Consider the following 25,109-nt stretch of genomic DNA (forward strand, 5'->3'; position numbering starts at 1 on the left):
GCCGACGGGTCGTCGGGAAGGGCCCCGGCACGCGCTGCGTCCCGGGGCCCCGCCAACCAGCTCACCGCAGGCCGTACGCCCGGATGAGTTCCTGCCGGATGCCGAAGCCGGCGTCCGTCCTGGCGCCGGCCCGCACCGACACGAAGCCACCCGGCTGCTTCGGCAGGGCGAGCGAGCCGGTCCAGCGGTCACCCGCGCCCTTGCGCAGGGTGACCTTCCGCCAGGTGGCGCCGTCGTCGTACGAGACGTCCAGCGTGACCGACGTGACCGTGCCGGTGCCGGTGCCGCCCGGCTGCGGCCCGGCCTTGACGCTGATCCGCTGCGTGGTGCCCGCCTTGACGTCGCCCCGCAGGTCGGTCTCCAGCGCGTAGTCGAGCTGGAGCAGCGCGAACGGGACGAAGTTGTCGGCGGTGTTGGAGCCGGAGACGAAGTCCCACTCGGTGTGCGTGCGGGTGGACAGCCGCCACCGGTCGGCCGGCCGCGAGGCGTCCAGCACCAGGCGGTACGGCAGCGTGCCGGCGGGCACCGACGTCCACTGCAGGTCCGCGTTCCAGGTGTTCTCGTCCACCAGCTTGTCGCCCTGGTAGAGCCTGAGGTGGGTCGGCACCGAGCCCCACTCCATGTTGCCGCCGTGCTCCAGCACGTCGTCCGACGGGCTCCAGGCCTGCACGTTGAGGGTCATGTAGTCCCCGTAGCGGCTGTTGCGTACCCCGAACGCCCGGCTGAAGGCCGGCCGGACGGCCGGCGCGAACCAGTCCAGCCTGGTCGTGCTGCCCTTGGCGTACGTGTTGAGGTAGGCCGTGTCGGTCCAGCCGCCCTGGTCGTGCACCTCGTGCCAGACCACGTCGGGCGTGACCCACTCGGTGCGGGTGCCCGGGTGCGACTCGGCCTCCGGGAAGCCGAACGAGGGGCTGAAGACCATGTCGTAGCGGTAGCCGGAGCCGGGGGAGTCGACGGCCGCGTGGTAGCGGGCGTCGATCCGGCCCAGGTCCCGCTGCCGGGGGTGGTAGGCGAGCGACCGGTCCGGCACCTGTCCGGGCCAGACCCGGGCCAGGTCGTAGACGTAGCCGGCGTACGGGACCCGGGTGACGGTCAGCTTGCGCGGCCCGCCCCGGGTCGCGGCGATGAGCTGCCTGCCGGCGTCGCGGTGCACGGTGGCGACGGGGATGGCGGATTCGCCGACCCACTCGTTGAGGATGCCGGCACCGTCGTTGACGACCAGCAGCAGCTTCGCCCCGGCGGCCGCCGCGGCGGCGGCCCGGGCGGTCGGGTCGACCGCGTCGCTGCGGGTCACCACCACGGCCCGGCCCTTGACGTCGAGACCGGCGTACGCCTCCGGGGCGCCGGTGCCCGCGTGGACCGGCCGCAGCGTCTCGGTGCCGGCGGTGATCGTGCTGCCCGGCTGGACCGTGGCGTCGATCGGCGACCGGCCGGGGATGCGCAGGCTCAGCATCGGCTCGCCCTTGCGCCACCGCGCCGCCATGGTGAACGAGACCGTGCCGACCCGCTCGGTCGGCAGGAGGTACAGGTCGTCGTAGCGGATCGGCAGCTGGTACGCCGCGCGGAAGTCGCTGCCGTCGGCGTACCCGACGGTGTAGTCCAGCTTGCGCTGCCGGTCCTCGGTCCGCTCGGGTGCGGTGGTGTCGAGCAGGCGGGCCCGGCGCGCGTCCAGCACCACCTCGGCGCCCCGGTCGAGCACGGTCTCCGGGTCCACCAGCAGGGCGAAGCCGAGGCGGTCGGCCCGCTCGCCGGGGACGTCCAGCACGGCCTCCACCGTGTAGGTCCCCTTCGGCAGCCGCAGCGTCCGCTCGCCGGTGACCGGATACTGCCCGGGGTTGACGTCGCCGGCCCGGTTCACCAGGACCGTCGCGCTGGCCGGCTTGCCGTCGCGGCCGATCAGCTTGACCTTCAGGTCGTACCGCTCGTTCTCCTTGAGCAGCCCCAGCGCGGTACGGGTGACCGCCGTGCCGGTGGCGGCGTCGGTGCCGACCAGGTAGCCGGTCAGCTCGCCGTGCGCGTCGCCGCGCGGGTCGCCGGTGACCGCGACGTCGGCGCTGCCGCCCGCCGGCACAGTCACCGAGGAGGTGCCCAGCGCGAACGGGCCGCCGCCGGTCAGGGCGAGGTCGAGGGTCACGGCGGCGGTGCCGGAGTTGGTGAAGGTGACCGACCGGGTGACCGGGGCGTCTGTCGGCTCGTGCGGCCAGTCGAACGTGCCGAAGAACGCCGAGCCGGTGGCGCGTACGGTGCCGCGCACCGCCGCCGCCACGTCCAGCCGGCCGGTGCCGACCTGGTACGGCCGGTAGTCGTCGGACAGGCCCTTCGCGCTGCTCATGAGCGCGTCCTTGAGCTGCTGCCCGGACCAGTCGGGGTGCCGCTGGGCGAGGATCGCGGCGGCCCCGGCGACGTGCGGTGTGGCCATCGAGGTGCCGTCCATGCCCTGGTACGCGCCCTCGCCGGCGGCCTGCTGCGAGCGGGCCGCGACGATCCCGACGCCGGGCGCGGCGAGGTCCGGCTTGAGCGCGCCGGTGCGGGCCAGCGGGCCGGTGCTGGAGAAGCCCGCCAGCGCGTCCTGCTTGTCGACCGCGCCGACCGTCAGCGCGCTCGGCGCGGTGCCGGGCGACCCGATGGTCTGCGGGCCGGAGTTGCCGGAGGCGACGACGAAGAGCGTGCCGTGCCGCGCGGAGAGCGTGTCCACGGCGGCGGTCATCGGGTCGGTGCCGTCGGTCAGCGAGCCGTCGCCGAGGCTCATGTTGACCACGTCGGCCCCGGACTCGGCCGCCCACTGCATGCCGGCGATGATCCAGGAGTTGAGGCCCTGCCCGGCGTTGTTGAGCACCTTGCCGACGATCAGGTCCGCGCCCGGGGCGACGCCCCGGTTGCCGCCGCCGGAGGCCGCGCCGGTGCCGGCGATCGTCGAGGCGACGTGGGTGCCGTGCCCGTTGACGTCGGAGGTGTCCTCGCCCGGCACGAAGCTGACCTTGTCGTCGACCTGGTCGACCAGGTCGGGGTGGCCGGGGTCGATCCCGGTGTCGAGCACCGCGACCCGCACCCCGCTGCCGTCGTACCCGGCGGCCCACGCGGCGGGCGCGCCGACCTGGGGCACGCTCTCCTTCAGCGACGCCGTCACCCGGCCGTCGAGCCAGAGCTTCGTCACCCCGCCGCCGAGGGCCCTGGCCGGTGCCGCCGCCGTGGCGGGCGCGACGGTGGACCAGAGGGTGCGGGCCTGCTTCTTCTCGGTGGTCAGCGCCGCACCCTGGATGCTGGGCAGGTCGCGGACCAGCTTCGCGCCGCGCGGTGGCGCCGGCTTCGCCGTGCGGGCCTTCGCCGGGGTGTACGCCGCGATCAGCGGCAGCGTCGGGGTCTTCGCGTCGTCGTACCCCATCTCGATGAGGTCCGTGACGTTGAACAGTCGCCGGTCGAGCTTGTCGCTGTCCAGCAGCGGCAGGGCCTCGTCGGGCAGGACGTACAGGTCGTCGCCGCTCTGGCGGAAGCGCACGCCGCCGGTGGCGTCGTCGGGCCGGTCGACCTCGGCGGTGGCCTTGCCGTCGGCGGAGGTGGTCACCGTGACCACGTCGCCGGTGATCAGGGTGACCGTGTGGGTGCCTCGGGCGACCGCCGGGCCGGCCGGGCCGGCCGGGGGCGGGGCGGCCGCCGTGGCCGGCGTCTGGATCGCGGCGAGACCGGCCGCGACCAGACCGGCCGACGCGGCGGCGGCGGTCAGCCGCCGCCTCGCGTAGACCCAGGTGAAGGGCTGTGAGGGGGATGACATGCGACGGTTCTACCGTCGTCACTCCACCCGCGTGAACAGTTGCCGGCGGCGGGGTTGTGCCACGGCGCGACTCCGCCACCGGCTTGTCGTCGGTGGTGGTCGGCCTGAGTGGCGATGGCGGGCGGGTGCACGCCGGGCCGGTCAGAGTTCGAGCAGCACCGTGCGGGGGCCGACGTTGACGCTCTCGACCAGCATGTGGGCGCGGAAGCGGCCGGTCTCCACCTTCGCGCCCCGGGTGCGCAGCGCCGCCACGACCTCCGTCACCAGGGGCTCCGCGACCTCGGCCAGGGCCGCCGCGGTCCAGCTCGGACGGCGGCCCTTGCGGGCGTCGCCGTAGAGGGTGAACTGGCTGACCACCAGGACCGGCGCGCCGGTGTCCGCTGCGGACCGTTCCTCGTCGAGGATCCGCAGCTCGTGCACCTTGCGGGCCATGGTCCGGGCGGTCTCGACGGTGTCGGTGTGGGTCACCCCGAGCAGCACCAGCAGCCCGTCGTCGATCGCGCCGACCACCTCGCCGTCGACCGTCACGGCGGCCCGGCCGACGGTCTGCACCACGGCCCGCATCAGTCGGTGACCGGCTCGATGAAGCCGCGCTCGACGAGGTGCGCGACGATCGGCCCGGCCGCCTCGGCCAGCTCCCCGGGGGTGACGTCGTGCGCGGCGGCGAGGAGGGCGAGCTGGTCGCGCAGCGCCAGCCGTCCGTCGGCCCCGCCGACCAGGGCCAGGACGAGCGGGTCGATCTCCTCGGTCCAGCGCAGGCCGTGCGGCATGGCCAGCACCTGCCGGTCCACCGCCCAGCCCTCGTCGCCCATGGTGGCCTCCTGCCGCAGCTGGAGGCCCTCGGCGGCCCGGAAGCGGGCGGCGAGCAGCCCGTCGGTGTCGCGGGCGCGCAGCCAGTCCTGGCGGTCGAACCACGTGTCGACCCGGTCGCCGAGCGGCGCCTCCACCCGCTGGCGCAGGTCCTCCACCCGTACGATCGGGTCGTCGTGGCCCGAGCGGCGCAGCGAGACGATGCCGAAGCCGACCGCCTCCACCTTGTGCGCGTCGAACCAGTCCAGCCAGTCCGCCATCCGGCGCGGGTCGGCCGCCTCGCCGACATCGGTGAGCCACAGGTTGACGTACGCCATCGGGTCGGCCACCTCGCGCTGGATGACCCAGGCGTCCAGCCCCGTGCCGGCGAACCAGCCGGTCACCCGCTCGCCCCAGTCCTCCCCGGCGACGTGCACCCAGTTGGCCAGGTACTGCATGGTGCCGCCCTCGGTGAGCAGGCCCGGCGCGGCGGCGGCCAGTTCCGCGCCGATCGCGTCGCCGACCCGCCCCGAGTCGCGGTAGACGTGCGTGGTGGTGCCGGGGCCCACCACGAACGGCGGGTTGCTCACCACCAGGTCGAAGCGCCGCCCGGCGACGGGGGCGACCATGTCACCGCGGAGGAGTTCCCAGTCCTGGCCGTTGAGTGCGGCGGTGGTGGCGGCGAAACGCAGCGCCCGCGCCGACAGGTCGGTGGCGGTGACCCGCCGCGCGTGGCTGGCCAGGTGCAGGGCCTGCACGCCGGACCCGGTGCCCAGGTCCAGCGCGGCCTCGACGGGCCGGCGGACGGTCGCGCCGATCAGCGTCTGCGTCGCCCCGCCGATGCCGAGCACGTGCTCGGCGTGCAGCGGGCGGCCGGGCCGGGCGCTGGCGGGCACGTCGGCGAGCACCCACCACTCGTCCCCGTACGGCTCCAGGTCCACGCCCATCCGCAGCCCGTCGCCGTGCCGCTCGACCAGGCCCCCGGCGAGCGCCTCGGCCAGCGACAGCGGCGCCAGCGCGGCGGCCACGGCGGCCTCCGGCTCGGTCTGCTCGCAGACGAACACCCGGATCAGGGTGCCGAGCGGATCGCGGTCCTCGCTGGCGCGCAGCGCGGCCCGGAAGTCGTTGCGGGCCACCCCGCCGGTGGCCTGCGGGCCGAGCCTGGTGGCGATGCCGTTCGAGGTGAACCCGGCCCGCGTCAGCGCGGTCCGTAGCGCCTCGACGCCGGCGGGGGAGAGCAACATCTCGTGTCCGTCCACGTCGCCATCCTGCCTGGTGCCCGGCGGCGGGGTCCGGCCACCCGGCGGATCAGCGCACGCAGCCGGGTCACCTGCGCGGCGTCGCTGGCACGGGCCTGCCGACACGTGCGTCGCCAACTGCGGCGTACGCGCCTCCGCCGTCTCCGGTCAGGGCAGGATGGCGCCATGACGCTCGCACTGCCCATCGACCCCGAGGCCAACGAACTCGTCAACCGGGATCCGCTGGCCCTGTTGCTGGGGATGGTCCTCGACCAGCAGGTGCCGATGGAGAAGGCGTTCTCCTCGCCGTACGTGCTGGCGCAGCGCCTCGGGCGCGACCTGGACGCCCGGGAACTGGCGGATCACGACCCGGAGGCGCTGGTCGCCCTGTTCGCCCGGCCGCCGGCGCTGCACCGCTTCCCGAAGGCGATGGCGGCCCGGGTGCAGGAGGTGTGCCGGACCCTCGTCGACCGGTACGACGGCGACGCCGCCGGGCTCTGGTCGGACGTGGCCGACGGCCGGGAGTTGCTGCGCCGGGTCGGTGAGCTGCCCGGCTTCGGCAGGCAGAAGGCGCAGATCTTCGTCGCCCTGCTCGGCAAGCGGTTCGGGGTCACGCCGAAGGACTGGCGGGAGGCGGCCGGCGACTACGGCGACCCGGACGCCCAGCGGTCGGTGGCCGACGTCACCGACGCGGACTCGCTGCGCCGGGTGCGCGAGTACAAGCAGCAGATGAAGGCGGCGGCGAAGGCGAAGTCCGCCGGGGGCTGACGCAACCGCGCCGTCGTGGCGGTCGTTGTAGCCAGGATGGCGACGACGGACAGCCGATGACGGACGAACGCGGCGGGCGGTTGCTGCGGCCGGAGGACAGCTCGCCCCGGGCCACCTTCCTGGAGCTCTTCTTCGATCTGGTCTTCGTCTTCGCGCTGACCCGGGTCTCGCTGCGCCTGGTCGAGGGCACCGGAGGCTCCGTCGGGACGCTGCTGGCCGAGATCGGGCGCACGGGCGTGCTCTTCCTGGCCCTGTGGCTGCTCTGGTCGATCACCACCTGGGTCACCAGCCGGTACGAGCCGGAGCATCCGGTGATCCAGTTCGTCGTGGTCGGGACGATGTTCGGCGCCATGGTGATGGCCGTGGCGCTGCCCCGGGCGTTCGAGGACCGGGCACCCTCGTTCGTGTTGGCGTACCTGGCGGTGATGCTCGGCCGGCCTCTGATCATCGCCACGGCCCTGCGCCGCCATCCGCGCCGCACGGTCCCGCTGCGGCTCTTCGCCTGGGCCGCCGCAGGGGCCGTGCCGTGGCTTGCCGGGGCGGTCGGGCCGGAGGAGCTGCGCCTGCCGCTCTGGACGCTCGCCGTGGCCGTCGACTTCGCCGGCCTGCTGCTCGGCTGGCCGCTGCCCCGGCTGGGCCCGGCACGCACCGCCGGCTGGCTGATCGCCGGCGAGCACCTGGCCGACCGGTACCAGCAGATTTTCCTCATCTCGCTGGGGGAGACCATCCTGGTCATCGGGCTGACCTACAGCGGCGCGGAATTCACCGCCGACCGGGCCGGCGCCTTCGCGACCGCCTTCGCCACCACGGCGCTGCTCTGGCGGATCTACTTCCACCGGGCGGGTCACCTGCTCGCCGAGGCGCTGCGGGTAGCCCGGTCGCCCGGCCGGCTGGGCACCTCCGCCAGCAGCACCCACCTGGTCATCGTGGTCGGCGTGCTGAGCACCGCCGTCGGTTACGAACTGGTGATCGCGCACCCGCACGGCCGTACCGACCCGACCTGGCTCGTCTTCGTCGTCGGCGGCCCGGCGATCTTCCTGGCGGCCCGGGCCCGCTTCGAGTACGAGATCTTCGGCCGGGTGTCCCGGTCCCGGGTGGCGGGCCTGGTGGTGTTGCTCCTGCTGGGCCCGGCGCTCACCCTGGTGCCGCCGATGGTGGCCCTGGCGCTGGTCGCCGTGGTGCTGGCGGGGGTGGCGTCCGCCGACGCGTGGCGCAGCAGGGGCCGCCCGCCCGAGCCGGCCGCGTCGCCGCTCGGGCACGGCGGGACCGGCGGCGGCGAGTTTCCCGCGCCGTGACGGGGCGGGTCAGGCGGCGGTCGGCCGGGAGAGGGCGGCCAGCGCCCGCCGGACGTCGGCGAGGGAGACCGTGGCCGAGTCGTCCAGGTCGGCCAGGCCGGCCTCGATCCACTGCCGCATGAGCGTGGTGACCCCGATGCCGCGCGCGTCGGCGGCGGCGCGGACCTGTTCGTACGTCTCCAGCGGCAGGCGCACCGAGCGGCTGACCATGGGGGTGTCGGTGTCGGGGGTGGGAAGCTCCACCTGCTGGCTCCCGTCGATCAGCTCCGCGAGCCGGTCACCGCCGCTGTGGAACTGCTTGGTCGCGTCGTTACGGTTCATCGTCACCGCCTCCTCATCGGCGAGATCTCCGCACGGCCTCGTCGTAGCGTTTCGCCTCGACGTCGCTCAGCTCGCGGGCGGAGAGGATGTCCCAGTCGTTGTCGGTGCCGTCGGCCTCGGCGAGCAGCACGGCCAGCCGGCGCCCCCGGCGGGCGGCGGCGTAGACGACCATCACGTCGTCGCCGAGGTGTCGGATGACCCGGCGGGTGCTGTGCAGCGCCTCCCAGACTTCCCCGGGCGTGACGTCGTAGACCCTCAGGTTGGCCAACGCCTCGTCGGTGAAGCTGAACCTGCTGCCCACGGCGCGAGCGTACCACGCAAGTAACACGAGGCCGGGTCGAGCGATTTTCGCTGATCACGCGCCGCAGGTGACAGGATGGGGCGTAACCCCCTCGAGGAGGTCCGTGGTGAAGCGTCAGGCGTACCAGCCCATCCTGATCACCGACGCCTCGCGCAGCCAGGACGACCAGCTCACCAGCCGTCAGAAGCGTTACGTGCTGATGATGGGCATCCGGGTGGCCTGCGTGATCGTCGGTGCCGTCCTGGTCGGCGTGCAGGCCCCGCTGCTCTGGCTGTGGCTGCCGATGGTGGCCCTGGGCATGGTGCTCATTCCGTGGCTGGCGGTGCTGCTGGCCAACGACCGCCCGCCCAAGGAGGAGCACCGGCTGGCCAACCGCTTCCAGCCGCGGCACCGGGACGAGACCCCGCCGATGAGCCTCACCGCCGAGGAACGCCCACACAAGATCATCGACGCCGAGCCCTGATCCATCCCACCCTCCCGGGCCCGCAGGTCAGGGGGAGGGGCGGGCACCGATCTGGGAGACCGCGAGGGCGCCGAGGTCGCCGGCGCGGCCCAGCGCCACCGCCGGCTGCGCGCCGTCGAGCCAGGCGGCCAGCAGACCGGCCGCGAACGCGTCCCCGGCCCCCGTGACGTCGACCACCGACACCCGGCGGGCCGGCGCCACGGCCACCGAGGCGTCCCGGTCCACCCAGACCGCCCCGGCCTCGCCCTGCTTGACGACGATCCGCCGGGCGGAGGCCGACAGCGCCCGCCCCTGCGCCGCCGGGTCCAGCCCGCCGGCCAGCACTGTCGCCTCGTCGGCGTTGACCAGGAGCAGGTCGACCCCGCGTACCCAGGACAGGAAGGCCGCCGCGCCGACCCGCCGCAGCGGGGCCGCGGAGGCCGCGTCGACACTGGTGGTGAGCCCGCGCTCGCGGGCGGCGGCCAACGCCCGCAGCCCCGCCGGTCGGGACTCGGCGTCCAGCAGGGTGTACCCGGACAGGTGCAGGTGCCGCGCGTCGGGCGTCGCCGTCAGGGCCGCGTCGACGTCCCCCGGGGTCAGCCGCAGGTTCGCGCCCCGCTCGGTGATCATCGACCGCTCCCCGGCCGTGGCCAGCACGATGACCGTCCCGGTGGCACGGTCGGGGCACACGCGCGTCGCGCAGTCGACCCCCGCCCGCTCCAGCTCGGCCACCCGGTCCCGCCCGGCGTCGTCGTCGCCGACGGCACCGACCAGCGTGACAGGTACGCCCTGCGCGGCGAGCCAGGCCGCGGTGTTGGCGGCCTGCCCGCCGCCGCTGAACCGGATCGCCGCCGGCGTGTCCGACCCGGTGGCCACCGGCCCCGCCAGCACCGCCACCACGTCGGTGATCAGGTCACCGACGACGAGGACGCGGCCTGCGGTCATGCCCCGGCGCGGCGGGCGGCCGCGGCGACGGCGATCCGGGCCGCGAGGTCGGCGTTGCGCAGGATGATCCGGACGTTCACCGCCAGGCTCGCCCCCTCGGTCGCCGAGTGGAAGTGCGCGAGCAGGTAGGGCGTCACGGCCTTGCCGGTCACCCCGTCGCGCTCGAGCAGGGCGAGCCCGTCGGCGAGGGTGCGGTCGTGCAGTTCCGGGTCGAGCTGCTCGTCGGTCGGCAGCGGGTTGGCCACGATCAGGCCGCCGTGGTGTGCGCCGTGCTGCTCGCGGGCCGCCAGCACGTCCGCGACCTGTTCCGGGGAGTCCAGCGACCAGTCCAGGTCGAAGCCGCCGTCGGTGATGAAGAAACCGGGGAAGCGCCGGGTCCGGAAGCCGACCACGCCGACGCCGAGGGTCTCCAGCCGCTCCAGGGTCGCGCCCACGTCGAGGATCGACTTGACCCCGGCGCAGACCACCGCGATCGGCGTACGGGCCAGGGTGACCAGGTCGGCGGACTCGTCGAAGGTCTGCGCCGCCTCCCGGTGCACCCCGCCGAGGCCACCGGTGGCGAACACGCCGATCCCGGCGGCAGCGGCCACCGCGCTGGTCGCGGCCACGGTCGTGGCGCCGTCCGCGCCGGTCGCGGCGGCGAGGGCGAGATCGCGTACGGAGAGCTTGGCGACCCCGTCGACGGTGGCGAGCCGGGTCAGCTCCGCGTCGTCCAGGCCCACCACGAGCCGCCCGCCGACCATGCCGATGGTCGCCGGGACCGCACCCGCGTCCCGGACGGCCTGCTCGATCTCGCGGGCCACCCGCAGGTTGTCCGGCCGGGGCAGGCCGTGCGAGACGATGGTGCTCTCCAGGGCGACGACGGGACGCCCGTCGCGCAGGGCGTCGGCAACCTCGCTGCCGTAGCGGATGTGAAAGTCGGTCACGTCACCACCGTACGGCCCCCGTCCGGGCGACATGAAGTGGACCGGAGCGGGGTGACCTGCCAGACTTGACGGTCGGAGGTGCAGAAGTGAGCACAGAGGTTCTCGAGCGTCCGGAGCTGAAGGACGCCGACACCGGTCCCGAGATGTTCCACTACGTACGCAAGGAGAAGATCGCCGAGAGCGCCGTCATGGGCACTTTCGTCGTCGCGCTGTGCGGGGAGACCTTCCCGGTCACCAAGGCCGCCAAGCCCGGCTCGCCGGTCTGCCCGAAGTGCAAGGAGATCTACGACTCCTGGGGCGAGTGAGCGTGGGCGACCCTCCCGGTCGCGCACGTAACCTTCGCCGGTGACCACCTCCACCGCCCTGCTCCTCGCCGACCTCACCGGGGTGGCGGTCTTCGCCGCCTCCGGGGCCTCCGCGGCGGTGGCCAAACGGCTCGACCTCTTCGGCGTCGTCTTCGTCGGCTTCGTGGCCGCGCTCGGTGGTGGGATCTTCCGGGACCTGGCGATCGACGAGGCGCCGCCGCTGGCCTTCGGCGACTGGCGCTACGCCGCCACGGCCGCCGTCACCGCCGCCGCCGTCTTCTGGCTGCACCCTGAGTTCGCCCGGCTGCGCACCACCGTGCTGGTGCTGGACGCGGCCGGGCTGGCGCTGTTCACCGTCACCGGCACGGTCAAGGCCCTCGACGCCCAGGTGCCGGCGGTGGGGGCCTGCGTGATCGGCATGCTCACCGCGATCGGCGGCGGCCTCGGGCGCGATCTGCTCACCGCCGAGATCCCGGTGGTGCTGCGGCGGGAGATCTACGCCGTCGCCGCGCTCGCCGGCTCGATCCTCGTGGTGCTGCTGGACGCCCTCGGGCAGGCCAACGCCGGCTGGCTCACGGCCGCGGCGGTCGTCGTCTTCCTGCTGCGCCTGGTGTCGCTGCGCCGCCGGTGGTCCGCGCCGGTGCCGACCACGCGGGCGCCCAGGACGGGCATGCGCGGCCGGCGGGAGTGACGGAGGGCGCACTCGCCACGGCAGGAGTGGTCAGGACGGGCAACGTCTGAGGCGTGCCGGCACCCCGGTCGGGGCGGCGTCCGGGTCTACCGGGCGGCGATCTGCGGGTCCGGGGTGCCGAAGGGCGGCTCCGGCGCCTGTCGCTCGTGGCCCGGGCGGAGGCGGTGGGACCGGCGTGGCCCGTATGTCGCGTGGGCCCGGCGGGGCGGCGCTGGTTATGCTGGGTCGGCCTTCGCGGCACCCACTGCGCGGAGGCGTTTTCATGGGCGGCGGTACCCGTGGCCCTCGCCCGGGGTCCGCCGTCAGGCGGTCGGAGAGGAGCTTCCCGTGGCGGCCCGGTTGCCGGCGATCGAGACGTTTCCGGCACTGCGCGCTTGGCAGCGCAAGGCACTCGTGGAATACCTGCGTCGGCGGGACCCCGACTTCACGGCGGTCGCCACCCCCGGCGCCGGAAAGACCACCTTCGCCCTGCGGATCGCCGCCGAGCTGCTGGCCGACGGCACCGTCGAGGCGGTGACCGTGGTGGCGCCGACCGAGCACCTGAAGACCCAGTGGGCGCAGGCGGCGGCCCGGGTCGGCATCCAGCTCGACGCCGCCTTCCGCAACGCCGACCTGCACTCCTCCGCCGACTTCCACGGCGCCGTCGTGACGTACGCGCAGGTGGGCATGGCGCCGCACGTGCACAAGCGGCGCACCCTCACCCGGCGCACCCTGGTCGTCCTCGACGAGATCCATCACGCGGGGGACAGCCGCTCCTGGGGCGACGGGGTGAAAGCGGCCTTCGAGGGCGCCGAGCGCCGGTTGATGCTCACCGGGACCCCGTTCCGCTCCGACGACAACCCGATCCCGTTCGTCAGCTACGAGCGCGGCGGGGACGGCCTGCTGCGCTCCCGCGCCGACTCGGTCTACGGCTACGCCGACGCGCTGCGCGACGGCGTCGTCCGGCCGGTGCTCTTCCTGGCGTACTCGGGGGAGACCCGGTGGCGCACCAACGCGGGGGACGAGTTGGCGGCGCGGCTCGGCGAGCCGATGACCCAGGACCTCGTGGCGCAGGCGTGGCGCACCGCACTGGACCCGGCCGGCGACTGGATGCCGCAGGTGCTGCGGGCCGCCGACGCCCGGCTGACCGTGCTGCGCAACGCGGGGATGCCCGACGCCGGCGGGCTGATCATCGCCAGCGACCAGCAGACCGCCCGCTCGTACGCGAAGCTCATCGCGCAGGTGACCGGCGAGCGCGCGGCGGTGGTGCTCTCCGACGACGTGGGCGCCTCGGCGCGGATCGCGACGTTCGCGGCGTCCGAGCAGCGCTGGCTGGTGGCGGTCCGGATGGTCTCCGAGGGCGTCGACATCCCCCGGCTGGCGGTCGGCGTGTACGCGACCAGCGCCAGCACCCCGCTCTACTTCGCGCAGGCGATCGGCCGGTTCGTCCGCGCCCGCCGCCCCGGCGAGACCGCCTCGGTCTTCCTGCCCAGCGTGCCGCACCTGCTCGGGCTGGCCAGCGAGATGGAGGCCGAGCGGGACCACGTGCTCGGCAAGCCCAAGGACCGCGAGGGCTTCGACGACGACCTGCTGGAGCGCGCCCAGCGCGACGACCAGGCCAGCGGCGAGCTGGAGAAGCGCTTCGCCGCGCTCTCCGCCACGGCCGAGCTGGACCAGGTGATCTTCGACGGCGCCTCGTTCGGCACCGCCGCCCAGGCCGGCACCCCCGAGGAGGAGGAGTACCTGGGCCTGCCCGGGCTGCTCACCGCCGACCAGGTGGCCCTGCTGCTGACCAAGCGGCAGCAGGAACAGCTCGCGGCCCAGCGCCGCCGGGCCGCCAGGCCGGCTGAGGCGGCCGCTGCGGCGCCCACAGCGCCGCCGGCACCGATGAGTGCCGCCCAGCGTCGGGTCGCCCTACGCCGCCAACTGAACGCCCTCGTGGCCGCCCGGCACCACCGCACGGGGCAGCCGCACGGAAAGATCCACGCGGAGCTGCGCCGCCTCTGCGGCGGCCCGCCGAGCGCCCAGGCCACCATCGAGCAGCTCGAGGAACGCATCGCCACCGTTCAGACCCTCTGAACGGCTGTCGACCGGCCCGCCACCGGTGCCCGGGATCGGGCGGATCGGACGTGCCGGGCGGGGAGACGCAAAAGCCGGCCGGAGGCCCCCTCAGGGGGCCTCCGGCCGGCTATGTCGTGGATCTGCGGATCTCAGTTCGCCATCAGATCGGCGCCACGCCAGCTGAACTCCGGGTCCGTCGCGAACCGCACGGTGATCTTCACGAGATCCTCCGCGTACTTGTTCGCGTGGTGCCCACAGAACACCAGCTCGCTCCCACCCGCCAGAGTGATCCGGAGCTTGCCGGCAGCATTGCAGCGGTCGCACCGTTCATCGGCGGCTGGGGGAGCCACCGTCTCGGGCGGCGGCGTGAGGGTCGGGGTCATCGCCTTCCTCCTCTGGTCGTCACCGATGAACACTCTCTTCGGTCTTTGCTCACCTATCGTGCAACACCCTGTCCCGGCGCTGCCTTCCCTGTGTGCCCGCGGGGGACCGAGGTCACACATGGCAGGGACAGTGTGCAGTGCACCAAGGGTGCCACGTCAACGATCACAATCGTGCAACCGAACGATCACCTTCCGACGTTGCACGCCAGGTGGTCAAAACGACACGTTCGGTTGACGATCGCGATCAGTCCAGGTAGTCCCGGAGCACCTGTGAACGCGACGGGTGGCGCAACTTGGACATCGTCTTGGACTCGATCTGCCGGATGCGTTCCCGGGTCACCCCGTAGACCTGGCCGATCTCGTCCAGCGTGCGCGGCTGGCCGTCGGTCAGCCCGAAACGCAGGCGTACCACCCCCGCCTCACGCTCGGACAACGTCTGCAGCACCTGCTGGAGCTGATCCTGCAGGAGCGAGAACGAGACCGCGTCGACCGCGACCACGGCCTCGGAGTCCTCGATGAAGTCACCGAGCTGGCTGTCGCCCTCGTCGCCGATGGTCTGGTCGAGCGAGATGGGCTCCCGGGCGTACTGCTGGATCTCCAGCACCTTTTCCGGTGTGATGTCCATCTCCTTGGCGAGCTCCTCCGGGGTGGGCTCGCGGCCCAGGTCCTGGAGCAGCTCACGCTGGATGCGGCCGAGCTTGTTGATGACCTCGACCATGTGCACCGGGATGCGGATGGTGCGGGCCTGGTCGGCCATGGCCCGGGTGATCGCCTGCCGGATCCACCAGGTGGCGTACGTGGAGAACTTGTAGCCCTTGGTGTAGTCGAACTTCTCGACCGCGCGGATCAGGCCGAGGTTGCCCTCCTGGATCAGGTCGAGGAAGGCCATGCCGCGACCGGTGTAGCGCTTGGCCAGCGAGACGACCAGCCGGAGGTTGGCCTCCAGCAGGTGGTTCTTGGCGCGCTCGCCGTCACGCGAGATCCAGCCAAGGTCCCGCTGCATCTCCCGGGTGAGCTTCTCCTCGCCCTCGTCGGCAGCGCGCAGCCGCTCCGCGGCGTAGAGCCCGGCCTCGATCCGCTTGGCCAGCTCCACCTCCTGCTCGGCGTTGAGCAGCGGGACCTTGCCGATCTGCTTGAGGTAGGCCCGGACCGAGTCGGCGGAGGCGGTCAGCTCCGCGTCGCGACGCGCCTGCTTGAGCGCCTCGGACTCCTCGTCGTCCCACTCGAAGTCGTTGTCGCTGGCCGAGTTGGCGGCGTCGGTCTCGGCGGCGCGGGTCAGCTCCGCCGGCTCCTCGACGACCACGTCCTCGATCGCGGCGGCGAGCTCCTCCGGGTCGATGTCGCCCTCGGCGCCCTCGCCCTTGGCCTTGCCGCCGGCCTTGGCCGGCTTGGCGCCGGCCGCCGCGACCGTCGCCTTGGTGGCCCGGGTCGACTTGGTCGCCTTCGCGGGCGCGGCGGCCTTGGCGGCCACCTCGGCGGTGGTGCCGGCGGCCTTGCGCGGGGCGGCCTTGCGCGGGGCGGGCGCCGGGGCCTCGTCCGCGGCGGGCGCCTGCTTCGGGGCGGGCGCGACGGCCTTCTTGGTGGTCTTGGCGGTGGTGGCCCGGGACGCGGGGGTGGCCGATCGGGCGGCGGCGACGCGGCGGCGGGTGCTCGCCGAGCCGTCGACCACCACGGTCACTCCCGCCTCGGAGAGCGCCCGCAGGATCTTCTTGGCCTGGGCCGGAGTCACCTCGGCGGACTCGACGGTGCGCGCGAGCTGAGCCGACGTGAGCTGGCCGCCGGCGCTCTGCGCGTGGGCGATCAGAGTGTCGGTGAGCGAGCGAACGTCGGCGCCGGTCTGGCGGGGTTCTGTCACGAATGACCTTCCGGAGGCGAAGAGCGAGCACGGCCGGGTCGTCCGACGCAGAGCGGGGCACCTTGCCGGGCGATGTGGTTGAGGGACCCCCGTGTCCCGGGCCGGCCGGTCGCTGGCGGTCCGTGGCGCGTGGGCAGGGTGAATTGTAACGCCGTCCGCCGCGATCATCCTGCGGCGCACGGCGTACCGGCGACAGGACCGCCGATTTGGCACAGAGGTGGACTTTATGGCGATCGTACCCTGCGTGCCGAGCCCGGGCCGTCGGGTCGCGGCAGTCGGCGATGCACCCGCTGAGGTCTGCTCCCCGTGGGACCTCACCTGCCGCCGGTCGGACGTTGCCGCGGCCGGGGGCCGCGGCGCCGGTAGGAAATGCGGCGACGCGGTCGACGTTTTCAAATGGAAAACGGCGACCGCGTCGACACAAAAATGCGTTACAACGCTCGCGGAGCGGGGCGACTCAGTCGATGTAGTCGTTCATCAGGGGGTTGCACCATTCGACGCCACCACTTACCAGCGTGCAGACCTTCCAGTGGATAACGGCGCGCGACATGTTGCCGGTCTCGATGCTGAAGGTCCGTTCCTGTCCCGCACCTTCCACCAGAAGGGTGTAGTTGCCGGTCCGGGCGCCGGACCGGTAGACCTTGACCGGGTGCCGTCCGAGGAAGAGTCCTTTACCGTGAAGGCGTTGCGCTCCGGGATGCAGCAGGCGCCGCTGTTGAACCACGCCTCGCCGTAGATCTTGGTCTGGTTGCCGTAGCGCGCGTACTGGTGGGTGGTCGCGGCGTGCGCGGCGGTGCCCGTCGCCACGATTGCAGTAAGCGCCACCCCGGTGGTGACGATGGCCCTCTTTCCCCATCGACGCGCGCCTTCGAGCAGCTTTCAGCCACTGCATCCCCCGTTCTTTGAGTTGTGTGTGGCCAGCTGGCTGGAATAAACCAGCTGCATTGATCAGCACCTTGTCTAGCCGGTTGTGACGATGTCAATGCGGAGCGAATGCGCGCCGTCACGCACTGTCAGCGAAGGGTGTCGGTGCCCGCCGTGACCTGCCTGCGGCACCACATCGACCTCGCCGGGCCGGCGTCCGGTCGCCCGGTACGGGTAGGCGATGATGAGGCGTGGGCACGGCGCTGCGGAGGGACGTCGACGACGCCGGTGGGGTCGTGCCGGTACCCACCCACCACCCGCACAGAGGGGGCCACCCATGACCAGTCCGGCGCCGACGCCACAGGAGCTGCTCAAGATCGCGATCGAGGTGGCCCGGGACGCGGCGGAGACCGCCCACCGGATGCGCACCGAAGGGGTCTCGGTGGCCGCGACCAAGTCCACCGTCACCGATGTGGTCACCGCCGCCGACCGGGCGGTCGAGCGGCAGGTCCTCGACGCGCTGGCGACCCTCCGTCCCGACGACTCGGTGCTCGGCGAGGAGTACGGCGGGGCCGCGGCGGGCGGGCCCGGCAGCGGGGTCCGCTGGATCGTCGACCCGATCGACGGCACCGTGAATTACCTGTACGGCCTGCCGCACTCCGCGGTCTCGCTGGCCGCCGAGGTGGACGGCATCGTGGTCGCCGGGGTGGTGCGCAACATCAGCACGGGCGACGAGTGGACGGCCACCGCGGGCGGCGGCGCCTGGCGCGGCGGTACGCGGCTGCGCTGCTCCACCGAGACGGACCTCGGCCAGGCGCTGGTGGCCACCGGCTTCGGGTACGACCCGCGGCGCCGGGCGCACCAGGCCCGCGTGGTGGCCGAGCTGATCCCGCACGTGCGGGACATCCGGCGGCTCGGTGCCGCCGCGATCGACCTCTGCTACGCCGCGGAGGGCCGGGTGGACGCGTACTACGAGAAGGGGCTCGCGGCCTGGGACCTCGCGGCGGGCGGCCTGGTGGCCCATGAGGCCGGCCTGCGGGTCGACGGGCTGCGCGGGGTGCCGGCCGGACCGGACATGGTGGTCGCCGCCCCGCCGGCGCTGTTCGAGCCGCTGCACGCCCGCCTCGCCGACCTCGACGCGTCCGGCGGTCCCTGACCGGCCGGACGGCGGTCGGGGACCGCCGGCGGCGACGCGGGGGCGCCCCCACGTGGCCTCGGGAGAGCTTCCCCGCGGCGCGCCCGGTCCGGTCGGCGCGCCGCGGTGGCGGTCACTTCTTCGGTGCCGGGCAGGAGCCGGGGGGCGCTACCGGCGCGCCCAGGTCGCCGAGGGACTGGTTGACCTCGGTGGTGGTGGCGAGCTGCTGGAAGGACCCGCCCAGCACCACGTCGACCGTGTCGTCCGTGCGCTTCGCGTCGTACACCGTGTCGGCGTCGTCGAGGAAGTAGGCTCGCAGCACGTGCGCCGAGCCCACGCCCTTCGGGCCGTACCGCAGCACCGCTATGTCGTCGATCTTCTTCTTCTCCTCGCCGATCTTCTTGACCTGGAACTGCCGGTTGCGGAACTCGTCGCCGATCTGGCGGGCGAGGCCCGGCTGCTCGCTGGCGTTGAGAACGTTGATCTTGACGTCCTTGCGCTCAGGTAGTGCGGTGTTCGCCAGCGGCCACCCCTCAGGGCAGCCCGCGGCGACGCCCGCCCCGCTCTGTGTGTCGCGGACCAGGGCCACGACCACGAAGACCAGGGCCACCAGCGCCAGCAGACCGACGACAACGAGTGCTCGCACTCGCGCAAAGCTCATCAGGGCGCTCCCCAGACAGACGTGGTGGTGGCGGCCGTCGGCGGTCGGGCCGCCCCGCCGGCCGCCGGAGTACGCCGCTGAGGTTAACGGGTGTCCGGCGGTCGCGTGGAAACAGCCGGACATGCCGGCGCGCCAACCGGGAACCGGGTACTACTACCCCTATCTTCGTGTCGCCTGAATCACATTGGGAACAACTTCGCGTGCGGGGGCGTACATCTCAGCCACGAGGGCGGTATACATGCCTCGCCTACTGGGGGGGTAAGGTTCCGCGCTCGCTGGGGGTGTTCGTCTGGACGCCTCCGTCCGTGCTGTCTTCGGGTCGGGTGACCGACACAAGTGGTGGCGGGCCAGCGGAACCGAAACAGCGTCGTCCGGCGTTACAACCGGAAGCGACAACATCGATATGGGAGAGTGAAACCGATGGCCACCGACTACGACGCCCCGCGTCGCGACGAGGTCGACCTCGGCGAGGACAGCCTGGAAGAGCTCAAGGCCCGACGCGTCGACTCACAGTCGGGCGCCGTGGACGTCGACGAGGCCGAGGTGGCCGAGAGCTTCGAGCTGCCCGGCGCCGATCTGGCGGACGAGGAACTCACGGTCAAGGTGCTGCCGATGCAGCAGGACGAGTTCCGGTGTGCCCGCTGCTTCCTGGTGCACCACCGCAGCCAGTTGGCGGTCGAGCGCAACGGCGACCTCATCTGCCGCGAGTGCGTCTGACACCGTAGCGTCCGCACCAGCGGCGGCTCCCTCGTCGGGGCCGCCGCTGCCCGAGTCGCCGTGCGGCATTCCCGGGGACCTGCTTGACTCGTTGACGGGTGACCGTCATGACGACGTCGGTCCATTCGGGAGGTCGGACCATGAGCGAGTGGAGCGAGTCCGGCGGCACGCGTGGCGCGGATGAGGGCCGGGCTGTCGGCGCGGACGACCCCGTCGCGCGGGACGACCACGCCGACGCGGTGCCCGCGCGCGGCACGGACGAGCTGGGTGCGACCGTCGCGGCCCTGACCGCCGACGACGTCGAGCCGGCCCGCCGGCGGCAACTGCTCGGCCGGCTCGTCGGGCAGGCGCGGGCGCGTGGGCTGACCGACCTGTTCAAGCCGAAGAGCGCGGTGCGCTGGATGGTCGACACGGTCGCCGAGGTCGCCCCGCACGTGCCGGTACGCGACCTGGCCACCCTGCGCCGGCACTTCGACGGCCTGGACGGCGAGGCGTTGGCCGAGCGGCTGGTCCGCAACGCCGCGCGGACGACGGCCGGCATCGGCGCCGCCGGCGGGGGAGTGGCGGCGGTCGAGTGGGCGGTCGCCCCGGCCCTGCTCTCCGCGCCGGTCCTGCTGGCCGCCGAGACGGTCGCCGTGGTGGCGGTCGAGCTGAAGCTGATCGGCGAACTGCACGAGGTCTACGGGGTCCCGGTGCCGAGCGGCGGCACCCAGCGGGCGGTCGCGCTGGTGCAGTCCTGGGCCGGCCAGCGGGGGATCAACCCGATGATGCCCGGTGTCGGGGTGGGCGCCGTGCTGGGCACCGCCGCGCGCAAGGAGCTGCGGGACACGCTGCTCAAGCGCTTCGGCCGCAACCTGACCACCCTCGGGCCCTTCCTCACCGGGGCGGCGGTGGCCAGCTACCTCAACCGCCGGGCCACCCGGACCATGGCGGACCAGCTCCGCAGCGACCTGCGTCGCCAGGCCAAGGCACTGCCGGACGCCCCGCCGGCCCTCCCTGGCGCCCGCTGAGCGGGCGGCCGGCACCGAGCACGGGCCGGGTCCCGGACGCCGCCGGACAGCGCCGGAGCGAGCGGACAGCGGCCGGACGGACTCAGGCCCGGGCGGCGTCGCGGGCGGCGAGGAGCGCCTCGGCCAGCTCTACCGGGTGCCGGGTGCTGACCACCCAGAACGGGGTGGGGTCGGCCGGGTCGTCGAGGACCACCTGCACGGCGCCGGGGATCCACGGCCGCTGCACCACGAACGCCAGCGGGTCGGCGCCGACCCCGAGCACCTCACGCCGGCCGGCGGCGTCCAACGGGACGACGTCGGCGACGAACCGGACCGGCAGCCGGGCGTCGTCCACCCGCAGCTCGCCGTCGCGTACGGCGATCCGGATCCGGCCCAGCCAGGCCAGGCCGGCGACGGTCGCCGGGAGCAGCACGACGAAGGGCAGCCAGGCGCGGACGCCGGGGGCGCCCATCCAGACCTCGAGGGCCAGCAGCGCGGCCGCGGCCAGGCCACCCAGCCACAGCCACCAGGGCAGACCGAGCCGCTCGGCGTGCTGCGGGGGCACCGCGGCGGGCGGCGCCGGGGACGGCGAGGATGGTGACAGGCTCACTCCTGCGAGGGTACGGCGCACGACGGGCGACGGAACCGGCAGGATGGCAGGGTCACCCCAGGAAACGGACGGAAGAGGAGAACCGTGACCGACGTCGTACCCGTGCCCGTACGGCAGCTCGACCCCGAGCTGCCGCTGCCGGCGTACGCCCATCCCGGCGATGCCGGCGCGGACCTGGTGGCCGCGGCGGACGTCGAGCTGCCACCCGGCGGCCGGGCCCTGGTCCCGACCGGCGTGGCGATCGCGTTGCCCGAGGGGTACGTGGGCCTGGTCCACCCCCGTTCGGGGCTCGCCGCCAGACTCGGCGTGACGGTGCTCAACGCGCCCGGTACGGTCGACGCCGGCTACCGGGGTGAGATCCTGGTCAACCTGATCAATCATGATCGGGAGACACCGGCGAAGATCTCCCGTGGTGACCGCATCGCGCAGCTCGTCGTGCAGCGGGTGGCACGGGCGGACTTCCGGGCGGTGGCCGAGCTGCCCGCGTCCCGGCGCGGGACCGGCGGCCACGGCTCCACGGGCGGCCACGCCGGCCTGGTGCCGTCCCCGGCGGACGGCGGGCAGGACGCGGCCCCGGAAACACCGGACGGACGGCGGTCGCCGGACGTGCGGCGGGAAGAGCGGGACCGGGCAGGCGGCCGGACGGAAGAGGTGGCAGGGTGAGAGCGAACAGCGGAGGGTTGGCGCAGTGATCTTCTCCCGGAAGCGGGACAGTGCCGGACGGCACGCCCGTGACGAGCGGACGACCGAGGTCCTCGACTCGCACGAGGAGTCGACCCCGGCCCGCGGCCCGTACGACATCTCCGAGGCGCCCGAGGGGGTGCAGCGGCTCGACCTGGGCAGCCTGCACATCCCGGCGGTGCGCGACGTCGAGGTGCGGGTGCAGGCCGACCCGGAGGGCGTGATCCAGCAGGTCGTGCTCGTGCACGGTCCGAACGCGCTCCAGCTCGGTGTCTTCGCCGCGCCGCGCTCCGAGGGCATCTGGGACGAGGTGCGCGAGGAGATCCGCCAGTCGCTGTTCAACGACGGCGCGGCGGCCCAGGAGGTCCAGGGCGAGTACGGCATCGAGCTGCACGCCCGGGTGCGTACCCCGGACGGGCTGACCGACCTGCGGTTCGTCGGCATCGACGGGCCGCGCTGGATGGTCCGCGGCGTCTACCAGGGCGAGGTGGCCACCGACCCGGCCGCCGCCGGCCCGCTGGCCGAGTGCCTCGACGGCCTGGTGGTCGACCGGGGCCAGGAGGCCAAGCCGGTGCGCGAGCCGCTGCCGCTGCGGCTGCCCCGTGAGGTGGCCGACCAGGCGGTCCAGGGGGCGCCGGCCGACGGCAACCCCGCGCCCGCGCCCCGCGAGGCCTGACCGTCCGTCACGACGCGCCGGGACCGGCCCCGTCGGCGTACGCTGGCGGGACGGTTCCGGCGTCGCCGGGGTCGTCCCGGGTGCCGGCGAGGCGTCGGCCCAGCGTGGAGAGGGTGACGCGGAGGTCATGTCGACCGACGAGGGCCGGGGCCCGCTGCGCCGCATGCTGCGACGGCTCACGGCGAGCGAGGCGGAGATCGAGGCGCAGGAGCTGCGCCGGGAGAGCGCCGAGCACGGCGGTGTTCCGGCCGGGCAGTGCACGCGGGGCCAGGTGGTCTCGGTGGCCGGTCGGCTGCGTACGGTCGTCTACACCCCGCGGACCAACCTGCCCACGCTGGAGGCGGACCTCTACGACGGCAGCGACGTGGTCACCCTGGTCTGGCTGGGCCGGCGGCACATCGCCGGGATCGAGCCCGGCCGGCACCTGACCGCGCGCGGCCGGGTGGCGGTGCGCGACGACCGCAAGGTGATCTACAACCCGTACTACGAGCTGGAACCGCCGAAGTGACCCGGTGGCCGCGGCGGACGGAAGGCGTGCGATGACGACGGGACAGCACCGGGCGGCACAACCGGAGAGCGACCCGCAGGGCGAGGAGCCGCTGCCCACCCTCGCCGAGCAGATGGCCGACCAGCTCGGCGGCTGGCGGGGCCTGGTCGAGTCCAGCATCCCGGTGGTCGTCTTCGTGCTGGCCAACATCATCGGCGAGCTGCGGCCCGCCGTGATCGCCTCGGTGGTGGTGGCCCTCGCCATCGCCGGGCTCCGGCTGGCACAGCGCCGCCCGGTCCGGCACGCGGTCAACGGGCTCTTCGGCGTCGCCGTCGGCGCCGCGATCGCCTGGCGCACCGGCGACGAGCGCGACTTCTACCTCCCCGGCATCCTCTACGGCATCGGCTACGGGCTGGCCCTGCTGCTCTCGGCCGCCATCCGGCAGCCCCTGGTGGGGTGGATCTGGTCGGTGCTGGTGGCCAAGGGCCGCTCGGAGTGGCGCGACGACCCGCGCCTGGTCCGGACCTTCACCGGGCTCACCGTGCTGTGGGGCGTGGTGTGGCTGGCCAAGGTGGGCGTGCAGGCGGGGCTCTACCTCGCCCACCAGGACACGGCGCTGGGCGTGGCGCGGCTGGTGCTGGGTTACCCGCCGTACGTGCTGCTGCTGCTGATCACGGTCTGGACGGTCCGCCGGGTGACCCGGGAGGCGGAGTCCGAGGCGCTGCCCGGCGGCTGAGGCCGCCGCCTCAGCGCTGCTCGCGGGTGCGCTCGACGCTGTCCGCCCCGAGCACCACCGCGCGGACCGCGTCCTCGACCTCCGCCGTGCACACGAAGATCAGCTCGTCGCCGGCCTCCAACGGGTCGTCCGGCGTGGGCACCAGCACCCGCTTGCCGCGCAGGATCGCCACCAGCGCCGAGTCGCGGGGCAGCGGGACCGCGCGCAACGGCTCCCCGACGTACGGGGCGGTCGGCGGCAGGGTGATCTCCACCAGGTTCGCCTCGCCCTGCCGGAACGTCATCAGCCGGACCAGGTCGCCGACGGTGACCGCCTCCTCGACCAGGGCGGCCATCACCCGCGGCTTGCTCACCGCGACGTCGACGCCCCACTGCTCGGTGAAGAGCCACTCGTTCTCGGCCCGGTTGACGCGGGCCACCACCCGGGGCACCGCGAACTCGGTCTTGGCCAGCAGCGAGACCACCAGGTTGACCTTGTCGTCCCCGGTGGCCGCGACCACCACGTCGCAGCCGGCGATGTCGGCCTCCTCCAGGCTGGCCAGCTCGCAGGCGTCGGCCAGCACCCAGTCGGCGGCCGGCACCCGGTCGGGGCGGAGCATCCTGGGCTGGCGTTCGATGAGCATCACCTGGTGGCCGTTGTCGATCAGCTCCTGGGCGATCGAGCGGCCCACGTTGCCCGCGCCGGCGATGGCGATGCGCATGCTCACAGCCCTCCTTCCGGCGGCGCCGCCGCCACCGACGTGACCGTCTCCGCGATGTCGTCGGTGACCAGCATGAAGAGCTGGTCGCCCTCCTGGACCACGCTGGAGCTGGTCGGCAGCGTGCCGATGCCGAAGCGGATCAGGTACGCCACCCGGGCCCCGGTCGCCCCCTCCAGGGCGCGTACCGGCCGGCTGACCCAGTCCTTGTGCACCGGCACCTCGATGATCGACACCGTGCTCGTCGGGTCGCGGAAGATTTCCACGTTCCCCTCCGGCACCAGGTGCCGCAGCATCCGTTCGGCCGTCCACCGGACGGTGGCCACGGTGGGGATGCCGAGCCGCTCGTAGACCTGCGCGCGGCGCTGGTCGTAGATCCGCGCCGCCACCCGGGACACGCCGAACGTCTCCCGGGCGAGCCGGGCCGAGATGATGTTGGAGTTGTCGCCGCTGGAGACGGCCGCGAAGGCGTCCGCCCGCTCGATGCCGGCCTGCCGCAGCACCTCCCCGTCGAAGCCGGCGCCGGTGACGGTGATCCCGGCGAAGTCCGGGCCGAGCCGGCGGAAGGCGTCGGCGTCGTGGTCGATGACCGCGACCGAGTGCCCCCGGGACTCCAGGCTGTAGGCGAGGGTCGAGCCGACCCGGCCACAACCCATGATCACGACATGCACCGCGTCCCTCCTCAAGGTGCGCCACACCCGGCCGGTGAGCGTGCCGTCTGCGAGCCTGCCACGTTCCCGGCGCGAGTGCGGACCGACGGTACTCCGCCGCCGCGCCACGTCGTGATC

At 73.7% G+C, this 25,109-nt stretch carries 27 protein-coding genes; 13 read left to right on the forward strand and 14 right to left on the reverse strand.

Annotated elements, in window-relative coordinates; genetic code table 11:
* Positions 1-61: 61 nt before the first annotated feature.
* The 3 genes from EV374_RS07695 to EV374_RS07705 form a co-directional block, all read right to left on the reverse strand.
* Positions 62-3,769, reverse strand: a complete 3,708-nt coding sequence (locus tag EV374_RS07695; RefSeq protein ID WP_132233005.1) for a S8 family serine peptidase — start codon at positions 3,767-3,769, stop codon at positions 62-64.
* A 141-nt stretch (positions 3,770-3,910) separates the two neighbouring features.
* Entirely contained in the window at positions 3,911-4,333 is a 423-nt protein-coding gene (gene dtd / locus EV374_RS07700) for a D-aminoacyl-tRNA deacylase (protein WP_132233007.1), read from the reverse strand.
* A complete protein-coding gene (locus tag EV374_RS07705) occupies positions 4,333-5,817 on the reverse strand; it encodes a DUF7782 domain-containing protein (protein ID WP_207913939.1) in 1,485 nt (494 codons plus the stop codon). The genes dtd and EV374_RS07705 overlap by 1 nt, the downstream gene beginning before the upstream one ends.
* A 165-nt stretch (positions 5,818-5,982) precedes the next feature.
* On the opposite strand from EV374_RS07705, the gene EV374_RS07710 reads away from it, so the two are divergent.
* Both EV374_RS07710 and EV374_RS07715 read left to right on the forward strand, forming a co-directional pair.
* A complete protein-coding gene (locus EV374_RS07710; RefSeq protein ID WP_132233009.1) occupies positions 5,983-6,564 on the forward strand; it encodes an HhH-GPD-type base excision DNA repair protein in 582 nt (193 codons plus the stop codon).
* A 56-nt stretch (positions 6,565-6,620) separates the two neighbouring features.
* Positions 6,621-7,859 carry a low temperature requirement protein A gene (locus EV374_RS07715; protein WP_132233011.1) on the forward strand — a complete coding sequence of 413 codons (1,239 nt, stop codon included), beginning with the start codon at positions 6,621-6,623 and terminating at the stop codon, positions 7,857-7,859.
* A 9-nt stretch (positions 7,860-7,868) separates the two neighbouring features.
* On the opposite strand, the gene EV374_RS07720 is transcribed toward EV374_RS07715, so the two are convergent.
* On the reverse strand, positions 7,869-8,180 hold the full coding sequence (locus tag EV374_RS07720; protein WP_132233013.1) for a hypothetical protein: 312 nt from the start codon (positions 8,178-8,180) through the stop codon (positions 7,869-7,871).
* 13 nt (positions 8,181-8,193) lie between these two features.
* Entirely contained in the window at positions 8,194-8,481 is a 288-nt protein-coding gene (locus EV374_RS07725) for a hypothetical protein (RefSeq protein WP_225851882.1), read from the reverse strand.
* Between the two features lie 106 nt (positions 8,482-8,587).
* Between EV374_RS07725 and EV374_RS07730 the strand changes: the two genes are divergently transcribed.
* Positions 8,588-8,944, forward strand: coding sequence for a DUF3099 domain-containing protein (locus EV374_RS07730; RefSeq protein ID WP_132233017.1), 357 nt, complete (start codon positions 8,588-8,590; stop codon positions 8,942-8,944).
* 27 nt (positions 8,945-8,971) lie between these two features.
* Here the strand turns inward: EV374_RS07730 and EV374_RS07735 are convergent, their stop codons facing one another.
* Both EV374_RS07735 and EV374_RS07740 read right to left on the reverse strand, forming a co-directional pair.
* Positions 8,972-9,868: a carbohydrate kinase family protein gene (locus EV374_RS07735; RefSeq protein WP_132233019.1), complete on the reverse strand. Its 897-nt coding sequence runs from the start codon at positions 9,866-9,868 to the stop codon at positions 8,972-8,974.
* A complete protein-coding gene (locus tag EV374_RS07740; protein ID WP_132233021.1) occupies positions 9,865-10,794 on the reverse strand; it encodes a pseudouridine-5'-phosphate glycosidase in 930 nt (309 codons plus the stop codon). Before EV374_RS07740 ends, EV374_RS07735 begins: the two co-directional genes overlap by 4 nt.
* Before the next feature lie 86 nt (positions 10,795-10,880).
* Here EV374_RS07740 and EV374_RS07745 point away from each other — a divergent pair, with 86 nt between their 5' ends.
* From EV374_RS07745 to EV374_RS07755, 3 genes are all read left to right on the forward strand, one after another.
* Complete coding sequence (locus tag EV374_RS07745) at positions 10,881-11,099, forward strand: DUF3039 domain-containing protein (RefSeq protein ID WP_089001394.1); 219 nt, start codon at positions 10,881-10,883, stop codon at positions 11,097-11,099.
* Positions 11,100-11,139: 40 nt separating this feature from the next.
* On the forward strand, positions 11,140-11,790 hold the full coding sequence (locus EV374_RS07750) for a TRIC cation channel family protein (protein ID WP_132233023.1): 651 nt from the start codon (positions 11,140-11,142) through the stop codon (positions 11,788-11,790).
* Between the two features lie 327 nt (positions 11,791-12,117).
* The gene (locus EV374_RS07755; protein ID WP_132233025.1) at positions 12,118-13,848 is read left to right on the forward strand and encodes a DEAD/DEAH box helicase; all 1,731 of its coding nucleotides are present in this window, start codon (positions 12,118-12,120) and stop codon (positions 13,846-13,848) included.
* A gap of 131 nt (positions 13,849-13,979) precedes the next feature.
* Here the strand turns inward: EV374_RS07755 and EV374_RS07760 are convergent, their stop codons facing one another.
* The 3 genes from EV374_RS07760 to EV374_RS07770 all read right to left on the reverse strand — a co-directional run bounded on the left by EV374_RS07760 (position 13,980) and on the right by EV374_RS07770 (position 16,792).
* Positions 13,980-14,213, reverse strand: a complete 234-nt coding sequence (locus EV374_RS07760) for a DUF7455 domain-containing protein (protein ID WP_074474066.1) — start codon at positions 14,211-14,213, stop codon at positions 13,980-13,982.
* A gap of 244 nt (positions 14,214-14,457) precedes the next feature.
* Positions 14,458-16,068, reverse strand: coding sequence for an RNA polymerase sigma factor (locus EV374_RS07765; RefSeq protein WP_132233027.1), 1,611 nt, complete (start codon positions 16,066-16,068; stop codon positions 14,458-14,460).
* A 457-nt stretch (positions 16,069-16,525) separates the two neighbouring features.
* The gene (locus tag EV374_RS07770; RefSeq protein WP_132233029.1) at positions 16,526-16,792 is read right to left on the reverse strand and encodes a hypothetical protein; all 267 of its coding nucleotides are present in this window, start codon (positions 16,790-16,792) and stop codon (positions 16,526-16,528) included.
* A 477-nt stretch (positions 16,793-17,269) separates the two neighbouring features.
* Here EV374_RS07770 and EV374_RS07775 point away from each other — a divergent pair, with 477 nt between their 5' ends.
* Positions 17,270-18,088 carry an inositol monophosphatase family protein gene (locus EV374_RS07775; RefSeq protein ID WP_132233031.1) on the forward strand — a complete coding sequence of 273 codons (819 nt, stop codon included), beginning with the start codon at positions 17,270-17,272 and terminating at the stop codon, positions 18,086-18,088.
* A 112-nt stretch (positions 18,089-18,200) separates the two neighbouring features.
* On the opposite strand, the gene EV374_RS07780 is transcribed toward EV374_RS07775, so the two are convergent.
* Complete coding sequence (locus tag EV374_RS07780) at positions 18,201-18,713, reverse strand: LytR C-terminal domain-containing protein (protein WP_207913941.1); 513 nt, start codon at positions 18,711-18,713, stop codon at positions 18,201-18,203.
* Positions 18,714-19,148: 435 nt separating this feature from the next.
* Between EV374_RS07780 and EV374_RS07785 the strand changes: the two genes are divergently transcribed.
* Both EV374_RS07785 and EV374_RS07790 read left to right on the forward strand, forming a co-directional pair.
* Positions 19,149-19,445, forward strand: a complete 297-nt coding sequence (locus tag EV374_RS07785) for a DUF4193 domain-containing protein (RefSeq protein ID WP_013284790.1) — start codon at positions 19,149-19,151, stop codon at positions 19,443-19,445.
* 140 nt (positions 19,446-19,585) lie between these two features.
* On the forward strand, positions 19,586-20,455 hold the full coding sequence (locus tag EV374_RS07790) for a hypothetical protein (protein ID WP_486485629.1): 870 nt from the start codon (positions 19,586-19,588) through the stop codon (positions 20,453-20,455).
* Between the two features lie 82 nt (positions 20,456-20,537).
* Here the strand turns inward: EV374_RS07790 and EV374_RS07795 are convergent, their stop codons facing one another.
* Positions 20,538-21,038: a DUF3093 family protein gene (locus EV374_RS07795; protein ID WP_207913948.1), complete on the reverse strand. Its 501-nt coding sequence runs from the start codon at positions 21,036-21,038 to the stop codon at positions 20,538-20,540.
* Between the two features lie 90 nt (positions 21,039-21,128).
* Between EV374_RS07795 and dut the strand changes: the two genes are divergently transcribed.
* From dut to EV374_RS07815, 4 genes are all read left to right on the forward strand, one after another.
* The gene (dut, locus tag EV374_RS07800; RefSeq protein ID WP_486485630.1) at positions 21,129-21,707 is read left to right on the forward strand and encodes a dUTP diphosphatase; all 579 of its coding nucleotides are present in this window, start codon (positions 21,129-21,131) and stop codon (positions 21,705-21,707) included.
* 25 nt (positions 21,708-21,732) lie between these two features.
* Complete coding sequence (locus EV374_RS07805) at positions 21,733-22,401, forward strand: DUF3710 domain-containing protein (protein ID WP_132233035.1); 669 nt, start codon at positions 21,733-21,735, stop codon at positions 22,399-22,401.
* 127 nt (positions 22,402-22,528) lie between these two features.
* Positions 22,529-22,909 carry an OB-fold nucleic acid binding domain-containing protein gene (locus EV374_RS07810; protein ID WP_132233037.1) on the forward strand — a complete coding sequence of 127 codons (381 nt, stop codon included), beginning with the start codon at positions 22,529-22,531 and terminating at the stop codon, positions 22,907-22,909.
* A gap of 31 nt (positions 22,910-22,940) precedes the next feature.
* A complete protein-coding gene (locus EV374_RS07815; protein WP_132233039.1) occupies positions 22,941-23,624 on the forward strand; it encodes a DUF3159 domain-containing protein in 684 nt (227 codons plus the stop codon).
* A 10-nt stretch (positions 23,625-23,634) separates the two neighbouring features.
* Here EV374_RS07815 and EV374_RS07820 read toward each other — a convergent pair whose 3' ends face one another.
* Entirely contained in the window at positions 23,635-24,324 is a 690-nt protein-coding gene (locus EV374_RS07820) for a potassium channel family protein (RefSeq protein WP_132233250.1), read from the reverse strand.
* A 2-nt stretch (positions 24,325-24,326) separates the two neighbouring features.
* The gene (locus EV374_RS07825; protein ID WP_132233041.1) at positions 24,327-24,992 is read right to left on the reverse strand and encodes a potassium channel family protein; all 666 of its coding nucleotides are present in this window, start codon (positions 24,990-24,992) and stop codon (positions 24,327-24,329) included.
* Positions 24,993-25,109 lie beyond the last annotated feature (117 nt).

It is taken from the genome of Micromonospora sp. CNZ303 (assembly GCF_004345505.1).

Excerpts from the sequence above, each read along its gene's own strand:
- dtd (WP_132233007.1), bottom strand. The coding sequence starts at position 4,333 with ATGCGGGCCGTGGTGCAGACCGTCGGCCGGGCCGCCGTGACGGTCGAC.
- EV374_RS07815 (WP_132233039.1), top strand. The coding sequence starts at position 22,941 with ATGACGACGGGACAGCACCGGGCGGCACAACCGGAGAGCGACCCGCAG.
- EV374_RS07735 (WP_132233019.1), bottom strand. The coding sequence starts at position 9,868 with ATGACCGCAGGCCGCGTCCTCGTCGTCGGTGACCTGATCACCGACGTG.
- EV374_RS07790 (WP_486485629.1), top strand. The coding sequence starts at position 19,586 with ATGAGCGAGTGGAGCGAGTCCGGCGGCACGCGTGGCGCGGATGAGGGC.
- EV374_RS07760 (WP_074474066.1), bottom strand. The coding sequence starts at position 14,213 with ATGACCCCGACCCTCACGCCGCCGCCCGAGACGGTGGCTCCCCCAGCC.
- EV374_RS07775 (WP_132233031.1), top strand. The coding sequence starts at position 17,270 with ATGACCAGTCCGGCGCCGACGCCACAGGAGCTGCTCAAGATCGCGATC.
- EV374_RS07695 (WP_132233005.1), bottom strand. The coding sequence starts at position 3,769 with ATGTCATCCCCCTCACAGCCCTTCACCTGGGTCTACGCGAGGCGGCGG.
- EV374_RS07820 (WP_132233250.1), bottom strand. The coding sequence starts at position 24,324 with ATGCGCATCGCCATCGCCGGCGCGGGCAACGTGGGCCGCTCGATCGCC.
- EV374_RS07715 (WP_132233011.1), top strand. The coding sequence starts at position 6,621 with ATGACGGACGAACGCGGCGGGCGGTTGCTGCGGCCGGAGGACAGCTCG.
- EV374_RS07720 (WP_132233013.1), bottom strand. The coding sequence starts at position 8,180 with ATGAACCGTAACGACGCGACCAAGCAGTTCCACAGCGGCGGTGACCGG.
- EV374_RS07785 (WP_013284790.1), top strand. The coding sequence starts at position 19,149 with ATGGCCACCGACTACGACGCCCCGCGTCGCGACGAGGTCGACCTCGGC.
- EV374_RS07710 (WP_132233009.1), top strand. The coding sequence starts at position 5,983 with ATGACGCTCGCACTGCCCATCGACCCCGAGGCCAACGAACTCGTCAAC.
- EV374_RS07810 (WP_132233037.1), top strand. The coding sequence starts at position 22,529 with ATGTCGACCGACGAGGGCCGGGGCCCGCTGCGCCGCATGCTGCGACGG.